At 39.8% G+C, this 20,772-nt stretch carries 21 protein-coding genes; 5 read left to right on the top strand and 16 right to left on the bottom strand.

Annotation, left to right across the window (positions count from 1 at the left end; all coding sequences use genetic code 11):
• Nucleotides 1-167: 167 nt before the first annotated feature.
• On the bottom strand, nucleotides 168-554 hold the full coding sequence (locus tag ACSU6B_RS19410) for a hypothetical protein (protein ID WP_410887801.1): 387 nt from the start codon (nucleotides 552-554) through the stop codon (nucleotides 168-170).
• A 134-nt stretch (nucleotides 555-688) separates the two neighbouring features.
• On the opposite strand from ACSU6B_RS19410, the gene ACSU6B_RS19405 reads away from it, so the two are divergent.
• A complete protein-coding gene (locus tag ACSU6B_RS19405; protein WP_168241813.1) occupies nucleotides 689-853 on the top strand; it encodes a hypothetical protein in 165 nt (54 codons plus the stop codon).
• Nucleotides 854-917: 64 nt separating this feature from the next.
• On the opposite strand, the gene ACSU6B_RS19400 is transcribed toward ACSU6B_RS19405, so the two are convergent.
• Nucleotides 918-1,352 carry an SRPBCC family protein gene (locus ACSU6B_RS19400; RefSeq protein ID WP_410887799.1) on the bottom strand — a complete coding sequence of 145 codons (435 nt, stop codon included), beginning with the start codon at nucleotides 1,350-1,352 and terminating at the stop codon, nucleotides 918-920.
• A gap of 371 nt (nucleotides 1,353-1,723) precedes the next feature.
• Here ACSU6B_RS19400 and ACSU6B_RS19395 point away from each other — a divergent pair, with 371 nt between their 5' ends.
• On the top strand, nucleotides 1,724-2,806 hold the full coding sequence (locus ACSU6B_RS19395) for a branched-chain amino acid aminotransferase (protein ID WP_410887797.1): 1,083 nt from the start codon (nucleotides 1,724-1,726) through the stop codon (nucleotides 2,804-2,806).
• 312 nt (nucleotides 2,807-3,118) lie between these two features.
• Nucleotides 3,119-5,152: a Na+/H+ antiporter gene (locus ACSU6B_RS19390; RefSeq protein WP_410887795.1), complete on the top strand. Its 2,034-nt coding sequence runs from the start codon at nucleotides 3,119-3,121 to the stop codon at nucleotides 5,150-5,152.
• 148 nt (nucleotides 5,153-5,300) lie between these two features.
• Here ACSU6B_RS19390 and ACSU6B_RS19385 read toward each other — a convergent pair whose 3' ends face one another.
• From ACSU6B_RS19385 to ACSU6B_RS19375, 3 genes are all read right to left on the bottom strand, one after another.
• Nucleotides 5,301-6,152, bottom strand: a complete 852-nt coding sequence (locus ACSU6B_RS19385) for a creatininase family protein (protein WP_410887793.1) — start codon at nucleotides 6,150-6,152, stop codon at nucleotides 5,301-5,303.
• A gap of 56 nt (nucleotides 6,153-6,208) precedes the next feature.
• Nucleotides 6,209-7,573: an MFS transporter gene (locus ACSU6B_RS19380; RefSeq protein ID WP_410887791.1), complete on the bottom strand. Its 1,365-nt coding sequence runs from the start codon at nucleotides 7,571-7,573 to the stop codon at nucleotides 6,209-6,211.
• 235 nt (nucleotides 7,574-7,808) lie between these two features.
• Nucleotides 7,809-8,567 carry a helix-turn-helix transcriptional regulator gene (locus ACSU6B_RS19375; RefSeq protein WP_410887789.1) on the bottom strand — a complete coding sequence of 253 codons (759 nt, stop codon included), beginning with the start codon at nucleotides 8,565-8,567 and terminating at the stop codon, nucleotides 7,809-7,811.
• A 255-nt stretch (nucleotides 8,568-8,822) separates the two neighbouring features.
• Between ACSU6B_RS19375 and ilvA the strand changes: the two genes are divergently transcribed.
• A complete protein-coding gene (gene ilvA, locus ACSU6B_RS19370; RefSeq protein ID WP_410887888.1) occupies nucleotides 8,823-9,995 on the top strand; it encodes a threonine ammonia-lyase in 1,173 nt (390 codons plus the stop codon).
• 39 nt (nucleotides 9,996-10,034) lie between these two features.
• Here ilvA and ACSU6B_RS19365 read toward each other — a convergent pair whose 3' ends face one another.
• From ACSU6B_RS19365 to ACSU6B_RS19315, 11 genes are all read right to left on the bottom strand, one after another.
• Nucleotides 10,035-10,376: a zinc ribbon domain-containing protein YjdM gene (locus ACSU6B_RS19365; RefSeq protein WP_410887787.1), complete on the bottom strand. Its 342-nt coding sequence runs from the start codon at nucleotides 10,374-10,376 to the stop codon at nucleotides 10,035-10,037.
• Nucleotides 10,377-10,529: 153 nt separating this feature from the next.
• Nucleotides 10,530-11,078 carry a 6-phospho-3-hexuloisomerase gene (hxlB, locus tag ACSU6B_RS19360; RefSeq protein ID WP_214997825.1) on the bottom strand — a complete coding sequence of 183 codons (549 nt, stop codon included), beginning with the start codon at nucleotides 11,076-11,078 and terminating at the stop codon, nucleotides 10,530-10,532.
• Nucleotides 11,072-11,713, bottom strand: a complete 642-nt coding sequence (gene hxlA / locus ACSU6B_RS19355; protein ID WP_410887785.1) for a 3-hexulose-6-phosphate synthase — start codon at nucleotides 11,711-11,713, stop codon at nucleotides 11,072-11,074. Before hxlA ends, hxlB begins: the two co-directional genes overlap by 7 nt.
• A 141-nt stretch (nucleotides 11,714-11,854) precedes the next feature.
• Nucleotides 11,855-12,832 (bottom strand): LacI family DNA-binding transcriptional regulator, encoded by a 978-nt coding sequence (locus ACSU6B_RS19350; protein ID WP_214997827.1) that lies wholly within the window; start codon nucleotides 12,830-12,832, stop codon nucleotides 11,855-11,857.
• 178 nt (nucleotides 12,833-13,010) lie between these two features.
• Entirely contained in the window at nucleotides 13,011-13,643 is a 633-nt protein-coding gene (locus ACSU6B_RS19345; protein ID WP_410887783.1) for a bifunctional 4-hydroxy-2-oxoglutarate aldolase/2-dehydro-3-deoxy-phosphogluconate aldolase, read from the bottom strand.
• A gap of 81 nt (nucleotides 13,644-13,724) precedes the next feature.
• Nucleotides 13,725-15,008 carry an MFS transporter gene (locus ACSU6B_RS19340; protein WP_215017634.1) on the bottom strand — a complete coding sequence of 428 codons (1,284 nt, stop codon included), beginning with the start codon at nucleotides 15,006-15,008 and terminating at the stop codon, nucleotides 13,725-13,727.
• Nucleotide 15,009: 1 nt separating this feature from the next.
• Nucleotides 15,010-15,969: a sugar kinase gene (locus ACSU6B_RS19335; RefSeq protein ID WP_410887781.1), complete on the bottom strand. Its 960-nt coding sequence runs from the start codon at nucleotides 15,967-15,969 to the stop codon at nucleotides 15,010-15,012.
• Entirely contained in the window at nucleotides 15,957-16,724 is a 768-nt protein-coding gene (locus tag ACSU6B_RS19330; RefSeq protein ID WP_410887779.1) for a sugar phosphate isomerase/epimerase family protein, read from the bottom strand. Before ACSU6B_RS19330 ends, ACSU6B_RS19335 begins: the two co-directional genes overlap by 13 nt.
• A gap of 251 nt (nucleotides 16,725-16,975) precedes the next feature.
• On the bottom strand, nucleotides 16,976-17,209 hold the full coding sequence (locus tag ACSU6B_RS19325) for a hypothetical protein (RefSeq protein ID WP_410887777.1): 234 nt from the start codon (nucleotides 17,207-17,209) through the stop codon (nucleotides 16,976-16,978).
• Nucleotides 17,202-18,065: a ParM/StbA family protein gene (locus tag ACSU6B_RS19320; protein WP_410887775.1), complete on the bottom strand. Its 864-nt coding sequence runs from the start codon at nucleotides 18,063-18,065 to the stop codon at nucleotides 17,202-17,204. Before ACSU6B_RS19320 ends, ACSU6B_RS19325 begins: the two co-directional genes overlap by 8 nt.
• 369 nt (nucleotides 18,066-18,434) lie before the next feature.
• Nucleotides 18,435-19,400 carry a quinone oxidoreductase family protein gene (locus ACSU6B_RS19315; RefSeq protein WP_410887773.1) on the bottom strand — a complete coding sequence of 322 codons (966 nt, stop codon included), beginning with the start codon at nucleotides 19,398-19,400 and terminating at the stop codon, nucleotides 18,435-18,437.
• Between the two features lie 296 nt (nucleotides 19,401-19,696).
• Between ACSU6B_RS19315 and ACSU6B_RS19310 the strand changes: the two genes are divergently transcribed.
• Nucleotides 19,697-20,449 carry an SAM-dependent methyltransferase gene (locus tag ACSU6B_RS19310; protein WP_410887771.1) on the top strand — a complete coding sequence of 251 codons (753 nt, stop codon included), beginning with the start codon at nucleotides 19,697-19,699 and terminating at the stop codon, nucleotides 20,447-20,449.
• Nucleotides 20,450-20,772: the final 323 nt, after the last annotated feature.

Below are 20,772 nucleotides of genomic sequence, written 5' to 3'. Positions count from 1 at the left end.
TAAAATATATAACAGGTTAGTATTCTTCGTCAATATTAATTTATGGAAATCGGAAAATTCTAAAAAGATACAGGTTTATAAAAAAAAGAAGGAGGCGGTTACATTACCGGCATCCTTCTTTTTTCTATACTAATAATTTTTAATTTGTCTGAGGAATAGTACGTTTTTTATTTCAATGTCCCCTTAGAAACCGTTAATTCCCTTATTTTAACAATCCAATCCTTGAAACTCCCATATTCACTTGAATCGAAGCCGAAGTACGACTTTATGAATTGGATGGTTTCGCTTTCTTGATCATGAAAAACTCCATCTGAATAGATGAGTTGAAGGAGTTCGGTTACGACGATGTTTTTTGAGCGTTCATTCTTAAATACTTTAAGGATTTCCCCAATTTCAAGACCCTTTATTTTATAATCCTCAAGTCCCATTTCCTTTTGGCACCTGATAAGTACGGAATTCTCAAATATAGATATTTTTCCATCAATTTTGGCAATCAGAGCAGCAAGTTCAAGAAACGCCTTCCTCTCCTCTGGCTGAAGTTCTGCTAGGAACATTCCTTCACATCTCCTTTAAGGGTTTGTTCTAAGTATACGAAAAAAGTAGGAGAAAGTTTCAAATTGTTGTTTCTCCATTGAATAATTACATCCACACTACATATACTACTCTTTGTGTTTAGGAGGTGAAGATCATGCCAAATCAGCAAAACAACCAGCAAAAAGGGAAATCCAATCCTAATCAACAAGGTTCAGGGTCACAGTATCACAAAGAGCATGCGAGCAATGTTCCAGATTACGGAGCAAACACGGTCGACCCCAATGCATTTACTAATACCACTGAAAACAATGAACAGTAATTATGAATTTTTTAGACGCCCTATTGTGGCGTTTTTCTTTTTTACCCTCTATTAACACACTATTTCAAGACTCAAGAATATCCTTAATATTTTTTAAATCTTTCATGTTTGCTCGCCTCATCATTGGAGCCATAAACGGTGCAAACACTTTTGAAAAACCGCTCGGATTTCCATTGTTCCTTAAGGTCATTCTTGTTTGATTGTCTTCTAAGGCTTCCCAAGTATAAATCGTCTCCATCGGAAAAGGCCCCTGTGCTGTTTTCATAACTAACTTTTTTTCGGGAATAAATTCTGTAACCTCATAGATATAGGCTAGCTCTCTACCAAGAAATTGTGCTTTAAAAGCTACTCTTGAACCCAATGTTAATGGTTTTTCGGTTTGCCATTCGGCTGATTGAATATTTACATACCATTCAGGGGCGTTGTCTGGATTGGCTGCATATTTTGAAACTTGTCCAACTGGGCGTTCGATAATTATTTCTGTAAAGACATCAACCACATGTTTGACCTCCGTAACCTTCAACTTTTAAGATCTATTTTTTTCTACATAATTTTTAAGCAACGTGCCAAGCAAATATTCCACGCCTCGGTAGGGGACGCTAATTCTCCTCCTGTTTACATTTAGTTAAATATTACCACAATCATTCTCCCTTTAGTCGTGCCCATTTTAAATAGGTTCAATTACGCAAGATTTTGTTCAACTTAATCTTAGAGGATGGCAGTTGGTACTACTTAAGTGTTATAGTTAGATAATACAGTTAATTTCAATTCGGCTCCCCATTTGGATTTTACGTTTCAAAAGTTTAATATCGAATGAATATGGCCTACTTTTCAACAAGGTAAAGTAGAGAATCGACAAGAGGTGTAATCATGAAACAAGAAGTTGGATTTGTTCAAAGAGAAGTTTTAAAGGAAAAGCCTGATTTTGCTTCACTTGGTTTTGGTAAGTATTTTAGCGATTATATGTTTGTTATGGATTATCAACATGAAATCGGATGGTATGACCCGAGAATTACTCCCTACGAGCCATTAACGCTCGATCCTTCTGCGATGGTTTTTCACTATGGACAAGCAATCTTTGAGGGAATGAAGGCCTATAAGACAGCAGATGGAACGATCCAGCTCTTCCGCCCTGAAAAAAACATGAGGCGATTGAATGATTCATGCGAAAGACTGTGCATTCCCCAAATTGACGAGGATTTCTTATTAAATGCCATTAAACAATTGATTTTAACAGAAAAGGATTGGATTCCTGATGGAGAAGGGACTTCTCTATACATTCGTCCGTTTATTTTCTCAACCGAGCCTTATCTTGGTGTTCGTCCTGCGAAACAATATAAATTGCTAGTCATTCTCTCTCCATCGGGAGCATATTATGGTGACCAATTAAGTCCTGTGAGGATTTATGTGGAAGAACAGTATGTTCGGGCAGTTATTGGCGGAGTGGGCCATGTGAAGACTGCTGGAAATTATGCGGCTAGTCTGAAAGCACAGGAAAAAGCTGATGAAAATGGTTTTGCTCAAATTCTCTGGCTTGATGCAAAAGAGAAGAAATATGTCGAAGAAGTTGGCAGCATGAATATCTTCTTCAAGATCAATGGTAAAGTGGTAACACCAAGATTAAACGGAAGCATTTTACCAGGTGTTACCCGTGATTCGGTTATTGAATTACTAAAATATTGGAATATTCCTGTACGCGAAGAGCAAATTTCAATTGAAGAGGTTTTTGCAGCACATGCGCGCGGCGAGCTTGAAGAAGTTTTTGGTGCAGGAACAGCTGCTGTTATTTCCCCTGTTGGCGAATTAACTTGGAATGACCAAGCGATTACAATAAATGACGGTCAAATCGGCGAACTTTCTCAGCGCCTCTATGATGAAATGACCGGAATCCAACTTGGAAAAAAAGAAGATCCATTTAACTGGACAGTGAAAGTTGCCCAAGTGGAAGTTTAAAAATAAGGCGGACAGTGCCATTCACTGTTCGCTTATTTTTTGGGGCTATGTTAAAGCTCATTGTTGATTTTGGCACATGTTGATTGGAGCGGAAGGCGCGAAGACTCCTGCGGGAGGACGGGGCAGGGGAGACCCCGCAGGCGCTTAAGCGCCGAGGAGGCTCCCCGGACCGCCCGCGGAAAGCGAAGCGCCTGGAGCGGAAATCAACAGACCAGTTTAACTGAGCCTTTTTTTTTAAAAAGTGAAATTTCCCTCTCTAATGTGTTGAAAAATATCTTTGTTACACAAAATACTTAGGAGAGGAGACATGAAATGGAATTTTTTCTACTTACACTTTTATTGCTCGCTGTTATCGGCTTGTCTAGTTTCATCCATCATTTTATGCCATACATACCAGTGCCGCTGGTTCAAATTGCACTAGGGGTTTTACTTGCGGCACTTCCAATAGGAATTCATATCCCAATGGAGCCGGAATTGTTCTTCGTTTTATTTATCGCTCCCCTGCTTTTTCATGATGGAAAAAATGTTTCACGGCACGCATTATGGAAATTACGAAAACCAATCCTATTGCTAGCTCTTGGGCTTGTGTTTGTTACCGTATTCGCAATTGGATACTTAATCTATTGGCTCATCCCGTCGATACCATTGCCTGCTGCTTTTGCGTTAGCGGCCATCCTTTCTCCTACTGATGTTGTTGCCGTGAGTGCCATTTCAAGCAGGGTAAAGATACCGCAAACAATTATGCATGTCCTTGAAGGGGAAGGGCTCATGAATGATGCCTCCGGTTTAGTAGCGTTTAAATTTGCAGTAGCCGCCACTGTGACGGGTGTTTTTTCATTGGCTGAGGCAAGCTGGAGCTTTTTAATTATTTCCATTGGAGGTTTAGTAGGTGGTGCCATTCTTGCCGTCCTTATTATCCAATTGAAAATCTTTATTCGACGGCTGGGGATGGAGGATGTAACGATTCACATGCTCATCCAACTCCTCACTCCTTTTGTGATTTTTTACCTGGTTGAGCATTTCCATCTCTCTGGCATTTTATCTGTCGTAGCAGCAGGCATTGTTCATACCATCTATCGCGATCGTGACCAATCCCCTGCAATGCAATTGCAAGTGGTTTCTCAAAGTACCTGGACCGTACTTATCTATATTCTGAACGGATTGGTATTTGTGCTGCTGGGCTTACAAATACCAAGTGTCATTAGTGAAATTTTTCAAGACCCATTGTTTAATAATTGGGAAGTGAGTAAGTATATTTTCATCATTTCTGCTTCACTTTTCGTCCTTCGCTTCTTGTGGATCGGGGCTGCCTGGCATTGGGGCTGGCTGAAAAAGCAAATCCAAATGCCTTCGATGAGAGCGATTGGCATCATTACGATTTCAGGTGTACGAGGGGCTGTGACACTAGCCGGTGCATTTACAATTCCCTATGTACTGGCGGATGGAAGTCCCTTTCCTCAGCGCTCGTTATTCATCTTTATTGCTGCTGGGGTAATACTTGTAACACTAGTAGCAGCGAGCACTTTCTTGCCGATTCTCGCCAAGCCGGATAAAAGAAATACGGATAAACTTAAGGAGGAAATGGAACAGGTTGCTATGCTCCGGACAATTGACTCCGCGATTCGTTCGATTCGGGAATTGATGAATGATGAAAATCGTGGAGCAGCTGTCTCCGTTATTTCAGCATACACTCAAATTCGGAATCGCCTTACTAATGTAAGTGATGAAAACTCCGAGCGACTGAAATTAGTAGAAAATGAAATTCGGATGAAGGCCCTTGATGCCGAAGCCAACTACATCGAAAAATTGAAAAAAGAGGGACAAATTGACCGTGAAATGACTTATATGTCTGAAGAACATATCCATCGGATGAGGCTCGCGGTTACAAACCGAATCCACTACCGTAGATTATTTATTTGGACCTTGGTTAAAAGAAGTTTGTATCAGGTTGTTCATCTTTTTCTGCCAAATAACAAAGAACGGCTTATACATCGCCAAGCACAAATAAAAAAGATCATCCGACTAAAAGTAAACATGGCGAAAGCAGCTATTCAGTATTTGAAGAATCAAATGACTTCTGAAAATGCCAATATTTATTTAGTCATTATCGGAGAATATAGCGAATTAATCATGAAATTAAAACTAGCCAAAAAAGGCGCAGATTCTACTCACTACACACAATTACAAAGAGAATTACGAGTGAAAGCCTTTCAAGCAGAACGTGATGAAATACAGAACTTGTACGAAGAGGGTGAAATCACTATCGATGTCACACGGAAAATTCGTAAGCAGATCAATATACGGGAAGCTTATTGGATGGAAGAAAGTAGTTTGCATTCTCATTAACGGAACATCAAGTTGATAACAAAGGCAGCAGGAACTATATCCCTGCCGCCTCTTTATCTTAATATAAATACCTTAGCAAAGTCGATATCATATATTCTAGTGCTTTTCGGTATTGGTATTACAATTGGGAATATTTATTTATTGTTTTTTACGCTTTTCCGCCTGACAGATGTCCCCCGTATCTAGGAAGAATCATATCCTTCGTATAAACATCCACTTGATGAAGTGTTTCAACGATTGTCGGCATATCCAATGCCTTTACAAGTTTAATAATTGCTTGAACACCCGCCTCTGCATGTGCTTCTCTTTCTTCGGGTGTTTTTAATAGCGGTGTAGCCATATGATCAGATGGTTCATCAAAGTAAGAACCAACCGCGCCGGATTGATAAGCGTATTTTCCCAATGTATTACCAGGATTTTTACCCATCCCGGCTAACATATGTTGAACATCATACGTAACAGAATGGGATACAGGTACATTCAATGGAACATCTTCTATTCTGCCTAAAACTTTATAAGCACCGATGGTCATATCATGAAATGCATTCATCAGATTGAAATTAGTTGCCTCTGCTGCTTTTAATACATCCATATACAAAGCAGGCACTTTTGTTTCGTCAAAGAAATCGCGAACCATGCCGCTAACTGTCAAATATGCTGGACCATGACTGGTGATATAAATTTGTCGTCTAAAGCCTTGATTTAGTAATGACTTTGCAATCTTATCTAAATAAGCCATGCCGTCTTTTATGCTCATTTGAATCGTTCCCCGACCAACGATTGTTCCGCCTGGGAAAAAATAAGGTAAGTTATGCAAAACAAGTCCATCTGATGCCTCAGCCATTTTTAAAGCAATTGCTTCCGCCAAAACAGTTTCAGAATCGAGCGGTAGAGCTCCATGAGTTTCCGTTACTCCAACTGGAACAAAAATAATATCATTTCGATCTAAATATTCTTCAACTTCCCCATTTGTCATTTTTGATAGGAATCTAGTACGCATATGAACCTCTCCTATTATTCTATTTAATAACGATTCACTATAAAGAGCTCTCCTTATTACGACGCTCTTCTTTCTTTTAATACTGCATACATTTCATTTGTGCTCTTTGCATTTAGGTTAAAGATTAACCCTACACCGATTAGTATGAGAATAAATGCCACAACTGGCATACCTGTGTACATTTTTAATATACCTTCTGCAACTTCTTGTGACTGTGATTTTGCACCAGATACAAATCCAACCCAACCTAAAGAGTAACTTCCCACTGCTGCTCCTAATCCCATTCCTACTTTACGAGCGAAAGAATAGAGGGAGTAAAGGGTTCCTTCGATTTTCTTTCCAGTTTTGTATTCTGTATAATCGATACAGTCTGTAACCAATGCCCAAACAAGCATAACGAACACGGATGAACCGATTGTTGCGATATTGTATAATGCTGCAAATACATATACATTTTCAAACGTAACAAAAGTCATTAAAGCGGATGCAACTAAACTGAATGCTGAAGAAGCAAGAATCAAGTTGCGTTTATTGAATTTTGCTACGAGTTTTGGAATGACAACGAATAACGCAAGTATAATTCCCATGCTAATGAAAGAGTTGATAGCAAATGCACTAGGCATGTTATAATACTCAGCAAATACATAAGCAGCTAACGTAGCAACACCAGAAATAATTAAGGTAGAACCGAGAGTTGCAACCATCATACCGATTAATGGTCTGTTGGAAAATGCTACTTTAAATGCATCCTTGAAATCGTAATCAGGCTTAGCTCCAGCAGACTTTTCGTCACGGATACGTTCAGTTGTTAATTTTACAAGCCCTGTATAAGAAAATAATGATAAAATACTGAATACAATAGCGATATAGAAGAATGCTTCTGGTACGATATTTCCAGCTTTATCATAGATGAACATTGGAACAAAGGATAAGAAACCAACTCCTACAATCATGCCACCGATCGAACGGGCACGAGATAATTTTGTACGTTCAACAGGATCATTTGTAATAACAGATGCTAATGAACCATATGGAATGGCATCAGCAGTATAAGCAACACAGAAGAATAGGTAAGCAGCTACTACCCAAATGTGAGTAGCGGTAGATTCCCAATTTGATATGTTAGCAAAAGCTATTAAACTTGATGCCGCTAGTAACCATTTAGAAAAGCTGATCCAAGGCAAGAACTTATCTCCGCTTTTTCCTATTCTAAAACGGTCAGTAATTGTCCCCATAATTCCAGTGACAAGGGCATCGAATATTTTTCCGACTAAAAACATTGTCCCCATAAAGTAAGGGCTTACACCTAATACATAGGTACAAAAGACAATAAAGAAAGAACCAATATATAAGTTAACGAAACTTCCTCCAACATCCCCCAGCGCATATCCAACTTGATCTCTTACTCCGAACTTTTTCATGTGTAACCCTCCCCTGAATTTTTTCTCTTTTTGTAAACGCTTTATCTAGTACGTGATTAGTATACATCGAATCGCAATTACACATTTGCACTATAATTGCATGTTTTTATAGTATAATTGCATGAAATTTTAAACAAATAAGGGGATAAAATAATGCAGCTAGAATAAGACGGGCAAAATAAATAGGCACATGATTTCCCATGTACCACTAAAAAGATCACATAATTCTCTTCATTTATTGAGGTTTCTTCCTCTTCTTTTTAAACTCTACAGGAGTTACTTCTTCTATCTCTTTGAAAAATTTAGAAAAATACTGAGGGTTGCTGAACCCCACCATATATGCAATTTCAGTCATCGAAAGATTTGAAAATAGGATCAGCTCTTTTGCTTCTCTTATTCTTCTCAGATTTCGATAATTACTGATAGTGATTCCTTTTTCTTTCTTAAAGGTACGCATTAAATGTGAAGGATGAACATGTAATTTCTCCGCCATTTCCTCCATGGAAATGTCCTCCGAAAAGTTCATCTCTATATAGTTCTCTGCTTTCTCTACAATGGTTAAGTTGTCACTGTTCGATTTTCGGATGGCAGGGTCGGAATACTCTGTTACCATATTTAAATGTATTTTTTCTAGTTCAGAAAAGGTTTCGGCATGCTCGATCATAATTGCATACTTTTCTGATATAAAGTGGCTTTGCCAGGGACTTAATCCGCCCTTTTCAGCCGCATAGCTATAAAGGGTATTGTGTGATAATAAAATATTTTTATAGGATCGGACTTTATCATTTGGGACTCTGTTAAGGATCTTTAATTGATCATCTTTAAAATGCAGAGACGCGTCTCCTTGATATTCGGCTACCAAATCTCGATCAGCATGTTGAATTCCGGAGAGTAATTTTTCCCTTAGCTTATGGAGAGTTTCAATATATTCAGGCGTAAGCCCATTTCGATTTATGTGCGAATTTGGAGTATCTGCTTGCGGTTGTTCCTTCATTTAAAGTCCCTGCCTTATGCATTCTGTCTTAAGTCCTATTATATTATCTTTTGGGACATATTGCATTTGATTCTAGAGGCCGCAAATCCATTAACACGATAAATCCCTTTCTGTAACCGACTGAACCATCGCTTTTTGGCATTTTGTGAAAATTGGACATAGTTTATTTTCTCCAGTACATCCTAAAAAGAAGAACCTTGTGGACGGAGGATGAAAAACTTGAACATCGATGATATCATCATTGCACGGGATAAAATGAAGGGAATTGTCCATATGACACCCCTTGATTATTCCAAAACATTTAGTCAGCTCGCTCATAATGAAGTCTATTTAAAGCTTGAGAACCTTCAAAAAACAGGCTCCTTTAAAGTAAGGGGCTCTTACAATAAGCTTAATTCACTATCAAAGGAAGAACTAACAAAGGGAGTAATCGCTGCTTCTGCTGGAAACCATGCTCAAGGAGTAGCGTATTCAAGTCAAATGCTTGGCGTACCATGCAAAATTGTGATGCCTAAAGGCGCACCACTTAGTAAAATTCTAGCCACAAAACAATATGGCGCTGAAGTAATTTTAGAGGGTGCCACATTCGATGATGCTCTCTCCTATGCATTAAAACTGAAAGAGCAACTCGATGCGACCTTTATTCATGCTTTTGACGATGAGGCTATCATGACAGGACAAGGTACGGTCGGGTTAGAAATCCTCGACCAGCTTCCAGATGTGGAAGCGGTTATTTGCCCAATTGGCGGCGGTGGACTCATTGCTGGAGTTTCTATGGCAGTAAAGGAAAAAAATCCTCATATATCTGTTTACGGTGTTCAAGCCCTTGCCTGCCCAAGTATGAAGCAGTCCTTGTTTGAAAATAAACCTGTAATGGTTGACTCCACACCCACAATGGCTGATGGGATCGCGGTTAAAAAACCAGGGTTGAGGCCCTTTGAAATCGTTCAAAAATACGTGGATGATGTTTTTTGTGTCGATGAAATGGAAATTGCCAGGACCATGCTAATGGTTTTGGAGAGGAATAAGCTTTTAGTTGAGGGGTCGGGCGCCGTCTCACTTGCTTCCTTACTTTATGAAAAATTGAATATTAAGGAGAAAAAAGTGGTTGCTGTATTAAGCGGCGGAAATGTAGATATGAATTTTATTTCAAGAATTATCGAACGCGGTTTAGTTGAATCTGGAAGGTATGCTAATTTTACGATTACTTTAAAAGATAAACCTGGTGAACTTCAACGAGTATTGAGTTCAATAACCGATTTAGACGCCAACGTTCAATCTGTTAATCTCCATCGGATTGGCAAAGATATTTATCCTGGCTTTGCCCAAATTGAGATTTCAGTCGAGACAAAGAATCACGATCATATTGAACAGCTGCATAAAGTTCTTACCGAGAAAAACTATCATGTGGAAATGGGGAATTACTAGGAGCTAGGCTTTATACCTAGCCCTTTTCATTCTTAGACACTATAATAACTTCTTAACAAATTCAGATTTTAAACTCATCGCGCCAAAACCATCAATTTTACAATCAATATTGTGGTCGCCATCCACTAAACGGATGTTTTTAACCTTTGTACCTGCTTTTAAAACAGATGAACTTCCTTTTACTTTTAGGTCTTTGATGACTGTAATAGAGTCCCCATCGGTTAAAATATTTCCATTTGAATCTTTAACAATATTTTGGTCTTCATTTTCTGTATCTGATTCTACATTCCATTCATGAGCACATTCCGGGCAAACAAAAAGACTTCCATCCTCGTACGTGTATTCGGAATGACATTTTGGGCAATTTGGCAAATTAGACATATGTTCATTTCCTCCATTCATCCCTGTTATTCTAATACATACGTGTGTTTCTAGTCTAGGGGGTTAAAATTGGTTTTAAAACACTTTCAAAAAAAGAGTGCCTGACACCAATTCGGGGATTACCGAATTGGTGTCAGGCACCATTTATTTTTTCTATTCTAAATTGCTATGTCGGCCGAAAGCTAGGGTGTGGTCCACTTCGTTCAGCTGGCTGAAAAGCAGGCATAAGGTATCAAATAGAATATGAGCGCATTGATCGAATAAAGATCCAAGCGGTTGGATCGTTTTCAACTCATTCTCGCGGCGATATTTTGTCGCTGCGGGTACATGAAGAATCTGCGTTGCCGCCATAGCTAATGGAGACTCTGGATTTGTAGTTACAGCTATTACCGAACAACCAAGTGAATGCGTTTTTTCAGCCGTCCAAACCACATTTTTCGTTGTACCTGAACCCGAAATCGCGACTAAAAGGTCACCTTCATCAATGGACGGAGTGATCGTTTCCCCTACAACAAAGACCGTTGCTCCCAAATGCATTAAGCGCATCGCAAATGATTTTGCCATTAACCCGGAACGTCCTTCTCCAATGACAAAAATCCGCTTGGCTTTTTGCAATTGAACCGCTAATTCTTGAAGCTGCTCCTCTTCGACTTGACTGAGGACCGTTTCCACTTCTTTTAATATAGTAGGAATGACTAACATGTTCTATTTCCCTCCGTTTGTAAAATAAGTTGTTTAAATTGTGCCGCTGCCGCTGACGGATTATCCGCTTTCGTAATAGCAGAGCCAATAATCACAACGGCTGGGTTTAAAGACCCTACGAGGTCTTCGATCGAATCTAGGGTAATCCCACCAGCTGCCGCTACCTGAAATCCTGAAAAATCACTTGGCTTTGTTCCATGATTTTGACTGCCTAATTCCTCTTGTTGGTCCTTACTTACGTGCTCGCAAAATATGGCGTCCTTATATTTCCTTAAGTCTCTTTTTTGTTGATCAGACGTATTTAACAGATCAATCATGACCTTTTTTTGATAACGATGGGCTACTTCCATGCAGGTATCAATTGTTACAAGGGGAGAAACTCCCATGACGGTAGCAATATCAGCCCCAGCATCAAAACACAGTTCAAATTCATAACGGGCATTATCAATCGTTTTTATATCAGCTACTATTTGTTTATTTGGAAATGCTTGTTTCATCTCTTTTATGCTAGCCACACCGAATTCTTTTATTAGAGAAGTACCCACCTCAATCCAATCAATGGAATCCTCTACTCTCCTTGTTAACTCGATAGCTTCAGCTATTTCCATCCGATCCAAAGCAAGTTGTATTTTCATAATCAAACTCCTTTACATGGGGTTTAGATAAATCGGTTTACTAAATCGGTTTATGAATTGATTATACTTCATTTGTAAGCGTTTTTCAATGAACAATGTGTGCCCGAACCAGTTTTGGTGTCAGGCACTAATGAATCGTTTCTACACCAACTTGCTTGGAAAAACAAACACTCCCGGAGAAGTGTTTTCTTTATTAATCTGTTCAAATAACAGCTCTGCAGCCTTGTGTCCCATTTCTGATGCCGGCTGACTAATGAAGGAAATGGGGTCCTCTAGTAAATGAGCAAATGGAATATTATCAAATACTATCAACTCAAGCTCTTTCCCTAGCTTTATTCCCTTTTCCTTAATAAATTCTGTAACCGCGAGAAAAACACGATCATTTGCTGCAAATATTGCTGTTGGTTTAACCTCTAATGAAAAAAGCTTTTCTAATTTGCTTTTCATTTCCGAGATACTTGATTCGATAATGAAATCTGAATTTACCTCTAATCCCGCATCTGTTACGGCCTTTTTATATCCAGCCAATCGATCGATACGAGTACTAACCGATAGCGGCTGCACCACAAAGGCAATATTCTTGTGACCCTTCGCTATGAAATGCTGCAAGGCCTTGTAAGTGGAATCGGTATTATCCGTAATTACTGAAAACACATCAAGATTCTCGACTCTTCTATCTACAAACACTACAGGATAGCCTTGACGCACCATGGTTTTATATAAATCATTATTTTGTCCAGTAGGAAAAATGATCAGACCATCTACCTGCTTTGCTCTCAACATTTCAATATATTTCTTCTCTTTTTCGGGATCATCATCTGCGTTACAGACGATGGCATGCAAATCATGTTGATGACAAAAATCCTCAATGGCACGGCTGATTTCAGTTGAAAAAAAATGCGTAATATTTGCAACAATGATTCCAACCATAGAGGTCCGCTTTTGCTTTAGACTTCTTGCGATAAAATTGGGCTGGTAGCCAAGTTCTTCAATTGCCGCTTCAATTTTAAGCTTGGTTTTTTCCCCCATATATTCAAACCGTTTATTTAAGTATTGAGAAACGGTACTTTTTGACACGCCTGCCGCTTTTGCTACGTCGGCCATTGTTACTTTTTCCATGCCTATCTTCCTCTTTCCTCTTGGTTCACTGACTTCATTTTAGCGGCAAATCTACTAATTTTCCAGTAATGATCGATTCAAAGTCGCCCACATGTAAACAAAGGAGGATGACCCCCTAAATGACAATGCACTTGTTTATAACCAAGTACTCGCCACTATGGTCATCCTCCCCTTATGCTTACCGAGCTGACTGGACTTCTTCCATTAACTTCCTTGCATTCTCGGTTATCAAACTTAAATAATCATCCGTTAATGCTTTTTTCGGATTAACCAACGAACTTCCGACACCAACAGCAACCGCTCCAGCACGGATATAATCCTTGGCATTTTCCATGTCAATCCCGCCTGTCGGCATTAACGGAATATGCGGCAGTGGACCCGCTAGATTTTTAAAATAACCAGGGCCTACACTTCCTGCAGGGAATACTTTAATCACATCGGCACCATACTCATAGGCAGTTAGAATTTCGGTTGCGGTAAATGCACCAGGGACACTAATGACCCCATACCGTTTCGTCATCTCAATCGTTTCCTTCCGAACAGTTGGTGAAAAAACAAACTTTGCTCCTGACAAAATGGCTGCACGGGCAGTCTCAGCGTCTAAAACTGTTCCGGCCCCTACAAAAATCTCATCACCAAACACATCGGCCGCTTTTTCAATAATCGCTAATGCTTTTGGGGTTTCCATCGTAATTTCCAGAGCTGTGACTCCGCCTTCTTTTAGGGCATGAGCCATTGGAATGATGGTTTCCAAACTGGCACCGCGAATGACCGCAACAACCGCCCGTTTTTTGATTTCTTCTACTCCCATATTAAAAACTCCTTTTATCTCTTTTATGTTATATACAATTGGTAACAGCCTTGGAAAAATCCCAAAGCTGTTGACAGTTTTTTATGCACTCATATTTACATCAGATGGTTTGTTTCTTTCTTTTTTTGCCGCTTTTACCGCCAAAATGGTTAAAATAGCGGAAAGGAATAAAGATCCTGCCATGAAAATGTAAGAAGCACCGAATCCACCAGTCGAATCATTCAAATACCCTACGATATAAGAGCCAACAAACGATCCTAATGCACCCATGCTGTTAATAAGGGCCATCGCGCCGCCAGCCACGTTACGAGGGAGGATTTCAGGAATGATTGCAAAGAATGGACCATATGGAGCATACATGGCACCACCGGCAATAACTAATAAGACAAATGAAATCCAGAAATGGTCCGTTCCAATAGCATAAGAGGCATAAAATGCGACTGCACCAATTAATAGGAATGGCCAAACAAAGGCGTTTCGGTTCAATGTTTTATCAGAGAAATAAGAAGCTACTAACATAAGAATAATGGCTAAAATATAAGGTACAGAAGACAACCAGCCTGTTTTTACAATATCCATATTTGGTGCTGCTTTAATAATAGAAGGAAGCCACATTACAAACCCATATACACCAATGCTCCAAAGGAAATATTGAGCACTTAACAAAATAACGGGTTTCGATTTAAAAGCTTCACCGTAATTTTTAACCGGCTTAATACCTTCTTGTTCTTTTGCTAATTGTTGTTCAAAATCATTCTTTTCTTGTTCTGTTAACCATTTTGCATCTCTTGGTTTGTCATTTACAACTTTCCACCAAATAAATGCCCAAATAACGGCAGGAAGACCTTCAGCAATAAACATCCATCTCCAGCCCACAGAGTTAACTAAATAACCAGAAACAATTGACATCCATAATACGGTTGCTGGATTTCCTAAGATTAAGAACGTATTCGCACGAGAACGCTCTGCTTTCGTAAACCAGTTACTTAAGAGTACAAGCATGGACGGCATTACCGCACTTTCCACCACCCCGAGGGCAAAGCGTATCACAAATAATAATTTAATATTGGTGATCATCCCTGTGAAAGAAGCTAATAACCCCCAAGCAATTAATGACCAGAAAATAAGGACTTTTGCACTCTTTTTCTCGGCAAAAGCAGCACCAGGCACTTGGAAAAAGAAATAACCTAAGAAGAATAGCGACCCAAGTAAGGAAGAAGTACCCGCTGTAATGTGAAGGTCCTCAGCCAATCCTGAAGCTGCACCGAATCCATAGTTAGCACGGTCAAGGTAAGCAAGACTGTAAGTGATAAAAGCAATTGGAATCAGACGTAACCATCGTTGTTTGGCAATCGTTTGTTTCATGTTATTTCACTCCCTGTAAGTTTTTTTCTATATATTTTGCTAACTCTTCTTTGGTTGGATAGCCATCGTTATCACCGGGTGATTGAACTGCTAACGAACCAATTGCATTTCCCCTTGAAACCGCATCATGAACGTGGAGACCTTCGAGTAATCCACTGATCACCCCAACCGCAAAGCCATCTCCCGCACCAACGGTATCAACAACCGTTTCGACATGAAAACCGCGAACGGTTCCTTCTTCAGTTGCTGTTTTATAAAATGCTCCCTCTGCACCAAGCTTTATGACAACAAGCTCGACACCTTTTTCCAAGTAAAAGGAAGCGATTTCACGAGGTTCCTTAAAGCCGGTTAAGATTTCACCCTCAGCGATTCCTGGTAACACGTAATCAGCTAGGAACGCGGCTTCATTAATTTCCTTCACCATTTCTTCTTGTGATGCCCAAAGTGTTGGCCTTAAATTTGGGTCAAAGGAAACCTTTTTGCCATTCTTTTCCATAAACGATAGAGCATGTCTTGCAAAGGCTCTGGCGCTTTCCGAGAGGGCTAATGGAATTCCTGTCATATGCAAGTGCCTTGCATTTTGAAAATAATCTTCATTGAAATCCTTACTATTTAGATGGCTCGCTGCCGAACCCTTGCGAAAATATTGAACCTCTGGGTCGCCTTCTAATACCATTGACTTCAATTGAAATCCAGTCGGATAACTTTTGTCGATCAACACATGGTCAATGTCAACGTTTTCATTTTTGAGCCTTTCGATTATAAATCTTCCAAACGCATCATTTCCGACTTTGCTTGCCCAACCAGAGCGGAGACCAAGCCTGGCAAGCCCAATTGCCACATTGGTTTCTGCACCGGCAAGCTCACGGGTAAATTGGCCAACTTCGTGTAAGGAACCCGGATGATTAGCCATAAACATCGCCATCGCTTCTCCAAATGTAATCACATCTAACTGTTGCATGATAAAGCCTCACTTTCTGTTATCATCTGAATAAACTCTTTTGTTTTCTCCTTTGGTTCGATAGGAAACTCAAGCGCCTTTGCGATTTCAGATGGTAAACTATTCATAACCTTCTCCCAGCTGTGACTCCCATCTTTTTGAAGAGGCACAGTGATGAACTCGCCATGATCATCTTCTACCTGTTTCAAATGCAGATAATGGACATATGGTGAAAGCTTGCTTAATGCATCGTCCACATCCTGACCGGAATAGTACCAGTTCCCTGCGTCAAATGTCATTTTTACTGGTGTGTCCTGCTCGGAGGCGCTTTCAAAAAAGGACGTTAATTGGTTGATATTCCCACCATGAAGCGTCTGATCATTTTCAACTAGCAATTGAATTCCTTGGTGCTGGTTCAAAAAGGTATTCAGCTCGATGACATTTGATTGACCTTTATGAAAATGCCCTAGTGATACTTTTATCCATTTAGCTCCAAGTGCTATTCCTTCGTGAAAGATCTCGTTTAATTCCTTTTCATTTAAACCGGAATCTTTTTTCCATAATTCAATCGGAGCCGAGTACACGGTAAAAAGTTGATATTGTTCTATTTCTTTTCTAATGCTATCTAGAGGTAGATCTTGGTCCGACATTAATTCACGGCGAATTTCAATTCCGAAAGCACCGGACTCGGCAATGTGCCTAATGAATGAAGTTTGCCCCTTCTTCAACACTTCAAATCTATCATAAGCATTTAACGGGACAATTACATTTTCCATAACGAAGACCCCTTTTTAAAAAGTAATTCTGATAAATCGTTTTAGTAAATCGGTTTAGTAAATCGATTTATTCATATTATAATCCCAATGAAAGCGTTTTTGCAAGAAAAACTTTTTTTCTTTAATTGATAATCCATTGTGGTGCCTGACACCATAAAATGGATTCAAATGACTTTGAGGAAAATGTAGAAAAGGTAAAAGGGACGGAACCCCTAAGTATAGAATCCAAAAAAAAAGACCCCATATAGGAGTTAGAGACCGAAGCTTTTCAACTTAAACTTGTCGATAGATTTTTCTAGTTTCATTTCTACCTTTTCATATTCTTTACGAATGACACCGACACCCTGTTCCATATCTCGTTGGATCAGTCGTTTGATATATGTCGCAAAGTGGATGTACTGGTTACAATGTTCTAGAAGCTCTCTTTCATAAGGGTCATCGAGGTTGAAAGGGACGGACTTGATCTTTCGATTCAGTTCATTCATCAACAAAGACCGCTTTCCCCATAGAATAAAATCCGAAAGCATTAGCATATTGCGGACTGTATGCTTTGTGTCCGTTTGTCCGGTAGAGGACGGGTCTGATTAGCTTGATATTACTAAAATGCTCTTTTATATATGGCAAAAGATATTCAGCAATTCCTCCGCAAAGATAGGTCGGTTCGTATAAGTTCCATTTGCCCCGAAGTTCCGCCAGGATGGCTACTGCCATTTGTTTTTCTGTCATTTCCATGTCTGTTTCAGCACCGAAAGCAAGGGTCCCGCTTTTCCTGTCAATAAAGTAGCCATCTTCCACTCTTAAATAGTTGAAGGTACCACTTCCAGCGTCGATGATGTTCGCAATGTCCTCCGGCCTGTCTTCCATGCTGAAGTATGCCCCAGACCCTTCAGGAGCGACTTTTACTTCCTCGATGTAAAACGTCTTCCTAACATTGTTCACCGTGATGGTGTGTTCCCCTTTCAGCATCTTCTCCATACTTTCCCTGTCTCTATTCACCATTCCACGGATCGGCTGCCCAATCACTACACAGTTCCCTTCCGTTTTACCATACTGATGAACTGCCACCAGAACCCTGATCTTTGTTTCTTCGTGCGCCTTCGAAATATCTCTCGGCTCTCTTATTGCATGACATTCCCGCCAGGCGATATTCCCCACAAACAGCTTCTCGTCCCCGTACTCGACGATGTAGTCGCCGGCTTCCATTTGGCTGCTATCTGCATTCACCAAATGAAGATGGCGGTAAGGTCCAATTGTTGACCTAAACTTAAACACATCGTCCCTTGTTCTTCCTTTCACCTCGTATGCGCCGGCATCAATCGCTAATATCCATTTGTGAGTCATTTTTTCTACCCCTTTTAACAATATTTTGAAAGTGCACCTATGTCATACAACTAATCTTTTTCAAACTTAGTATATGAGTGGAGGCCCAAATGTGACACACACAAGTCATACAATACTGTTGATTGGAAAAAAGAAAAAATAATAAAGCAGGATATCCCTCAATCATGAAAGGCTTAGATTCTTACATCTTTGAAATACCGAAAAGGAATTTTAAAACTTAAAATCTTAACATAATCTTCCTATCTAACGCGCAAAAAGCAGTGTGATTCATCTGAGAAACACACCGCTTTTATAGTTGTTTTTATTTTATATTCGCCTTTTCCTATGGTTAGTTGGCCATAATACTGATACCTGACCCTCTTTTTTTCTTTAAGGAATTAATAAAATTTTCCCTATGCTCTTACGGCTTTCTAGATAACGGTGTGCTTCTTGGCCATCGTGCAACGGGAAGACTGTTGGTTCGGAAACTATTAATTTTCCTTCCTCCATCCACCGAAACAGCTCATTTGAACGAGCTATTCGTTCTTCTCGGGACGTCAGCACATTCCATAAGTCTCCGCCTGTCAAAGTTTTTGATGTATCCATAAGCATCCTTGGGTCAACCAATGCTGGGTCGCCCCCTGCCATTCCGTAAAATACGACCGTTCCACCGGTACGAGTAACCTCAAAGCTATCTTGAAGAGTAGAACCTACAGATTCGTAGACCACGTCTACGCCTTTGCCATTCGTCTCCTCGAGTACTTGTTCCTTCCAGTCATCCTTGTATAAAAAGACTTGATCCGCACCCGCTTCTACTGCTGCAGCTCTTTTTTCAATGGAAGAAGTTAAGCCAATTGCCGTGCCTCCAAGTAATTTTACAATTTGAACAAGAAGCTGCCCCACACCGCCTGCTGCAGCATGTACCAGCACGGTATCATTCTTTTTCACCGCATAGCTATCCTTCGTTAAATAATGAGCCGTTAATCCTTGAAGCAATACGGACGCCGCTTCTGCAAATGAAATGGTGTCAGGCACTGGTATAGCTTTTTCAACGGGAACGGCTACTAGCTCGGCATTTGCATATGGTACATCGGCAAATGCCATCCGGTCGCCAATGCTGATACCTTGGACATCTGATCCCGTCTTTGCTACGATTCCAGCCCCTTCATACCCTAAGATATAGGGTGGCTCTCCGGCTAGATGATAGTTTCCTTTTCTTCTATATATATCAGCAAAATTCAGACCAATTGCTTTCATGCTTAGCAGTATTTCGTCCGAACCAATCACAGGTTCCTCTATATCACCATATTCGAGGACTTCTGGGCCGCCAAATGTTTTGAACATAAGTGCTTTCAAATGAATTACCTCATCTTATTTATATTTTTATGACTCGCTTATATTAAATAAGATCGTGAAAGGTAATGCAAATAATCGTTACCGTTATTTCTACTTTTCCGCGCTTAGGGGCACAATTCCCTCCCAACCGTGTGCTATTTATTATAGTTGAAAATAAACTTCAAAGAGTTCGCTGTCTTCTAAAACATGAAGATTACATTAATATGTTGACATTCAAGGGATAAAGATAATAAATGAAATAGAATAGCGTTAAATATAATCCACATCCACTTGTAGTAGAAAAGGAGACATTATCTATGGATAGAAACAAATTTTCAGCAATTGCTCATCGTAACCATGCATTTAGTAATCCAATTAGCGAAGCAAAGATCATGAAGATGCTCAGAATTGTATCGCCTAAAGCATCAGATAAGGTGATTGATATTGGGGCTGGGAAATGCGAATTGTTAATTCGGTTGGTGGAAAACTACCAGGTAACCGCCACTGCAATAGAATTGTATAACGGGTCCATTGAGGAAGCAAAGCGGAATGCTAGTAATAGAATTCCTGATGGCAGTATTGAATTTATCGTGGAAGATGCCAGTACGGCGGTCGAGAGATGTGAGCCAGATGGGTATGATTTTGGGATTTGTATCGGATCTACCCACGCCTTGGGCGGAATGGACCCCACACTTAAAACACTTAAACGTCTTGTAAAGAAAAATGGCCATATTTTAATAGGTGAAGGCTATTGGAAGCAGACTCCCAGTCCTGAGTATTTAGAGGCGCTTGGCGGTGCAGACGAGTCGGAATGTAAAAGCCATGCAGATACTGTGAAGGCTGGTGAAGAATTAGGTTTAATCCCACTTTGGTCTTATGTTGCTAATGATGATGACTGGGATGATTACGAATGGCTTTATTCGATGTCGGTCGAGAATTATTGTCTTGAAAATCCAGATGATCCCGATTGTGAAGCGATGCTGCAGCGAATTCGTACATGGCGCCGGACCTATTTGGCATGGGGCAGAGATACCTTAGGCTTTGGTTTGTATTTGTATCGAAATAACTAATAGGAAAAAACAGAGTAATACCAAGGCTTCATCCACATTTAATCAAACGTATGATTATTTTTTTCAGGTAAATTTTCTGCTCTTTTTAATCAAACGTTTGATTAGTTTTTTTTCATAAAAAATTACCCACCTCATAAAAACCTTATACACCAAGGACCCAGGCCCTTTTAATCAATCGTTTAATTAGTTTTTCCAGAAAAAGTCTTTACTCCAAAAACCCATATACTCCAAGTCCTTATCCCGTTTCAATCAATCGTTTGATTAGTATCACCCACCTCTATCATTAGACATTTTATTATCATTTCTGTTATACTATAATAGTT

The organism is Neobacillus sp. C211 (assembly GCF_051842875.1).
GTDB lineage: Bacteria > Bacillota > Bacilli > Bacillales > Cytobacillaceae > Neobacillus.
The sequence above is the reverse complement of the archived record's forward strand: the minus strand, read 5'-3'. Positions and strand labels throughout refer to the sequence as shown.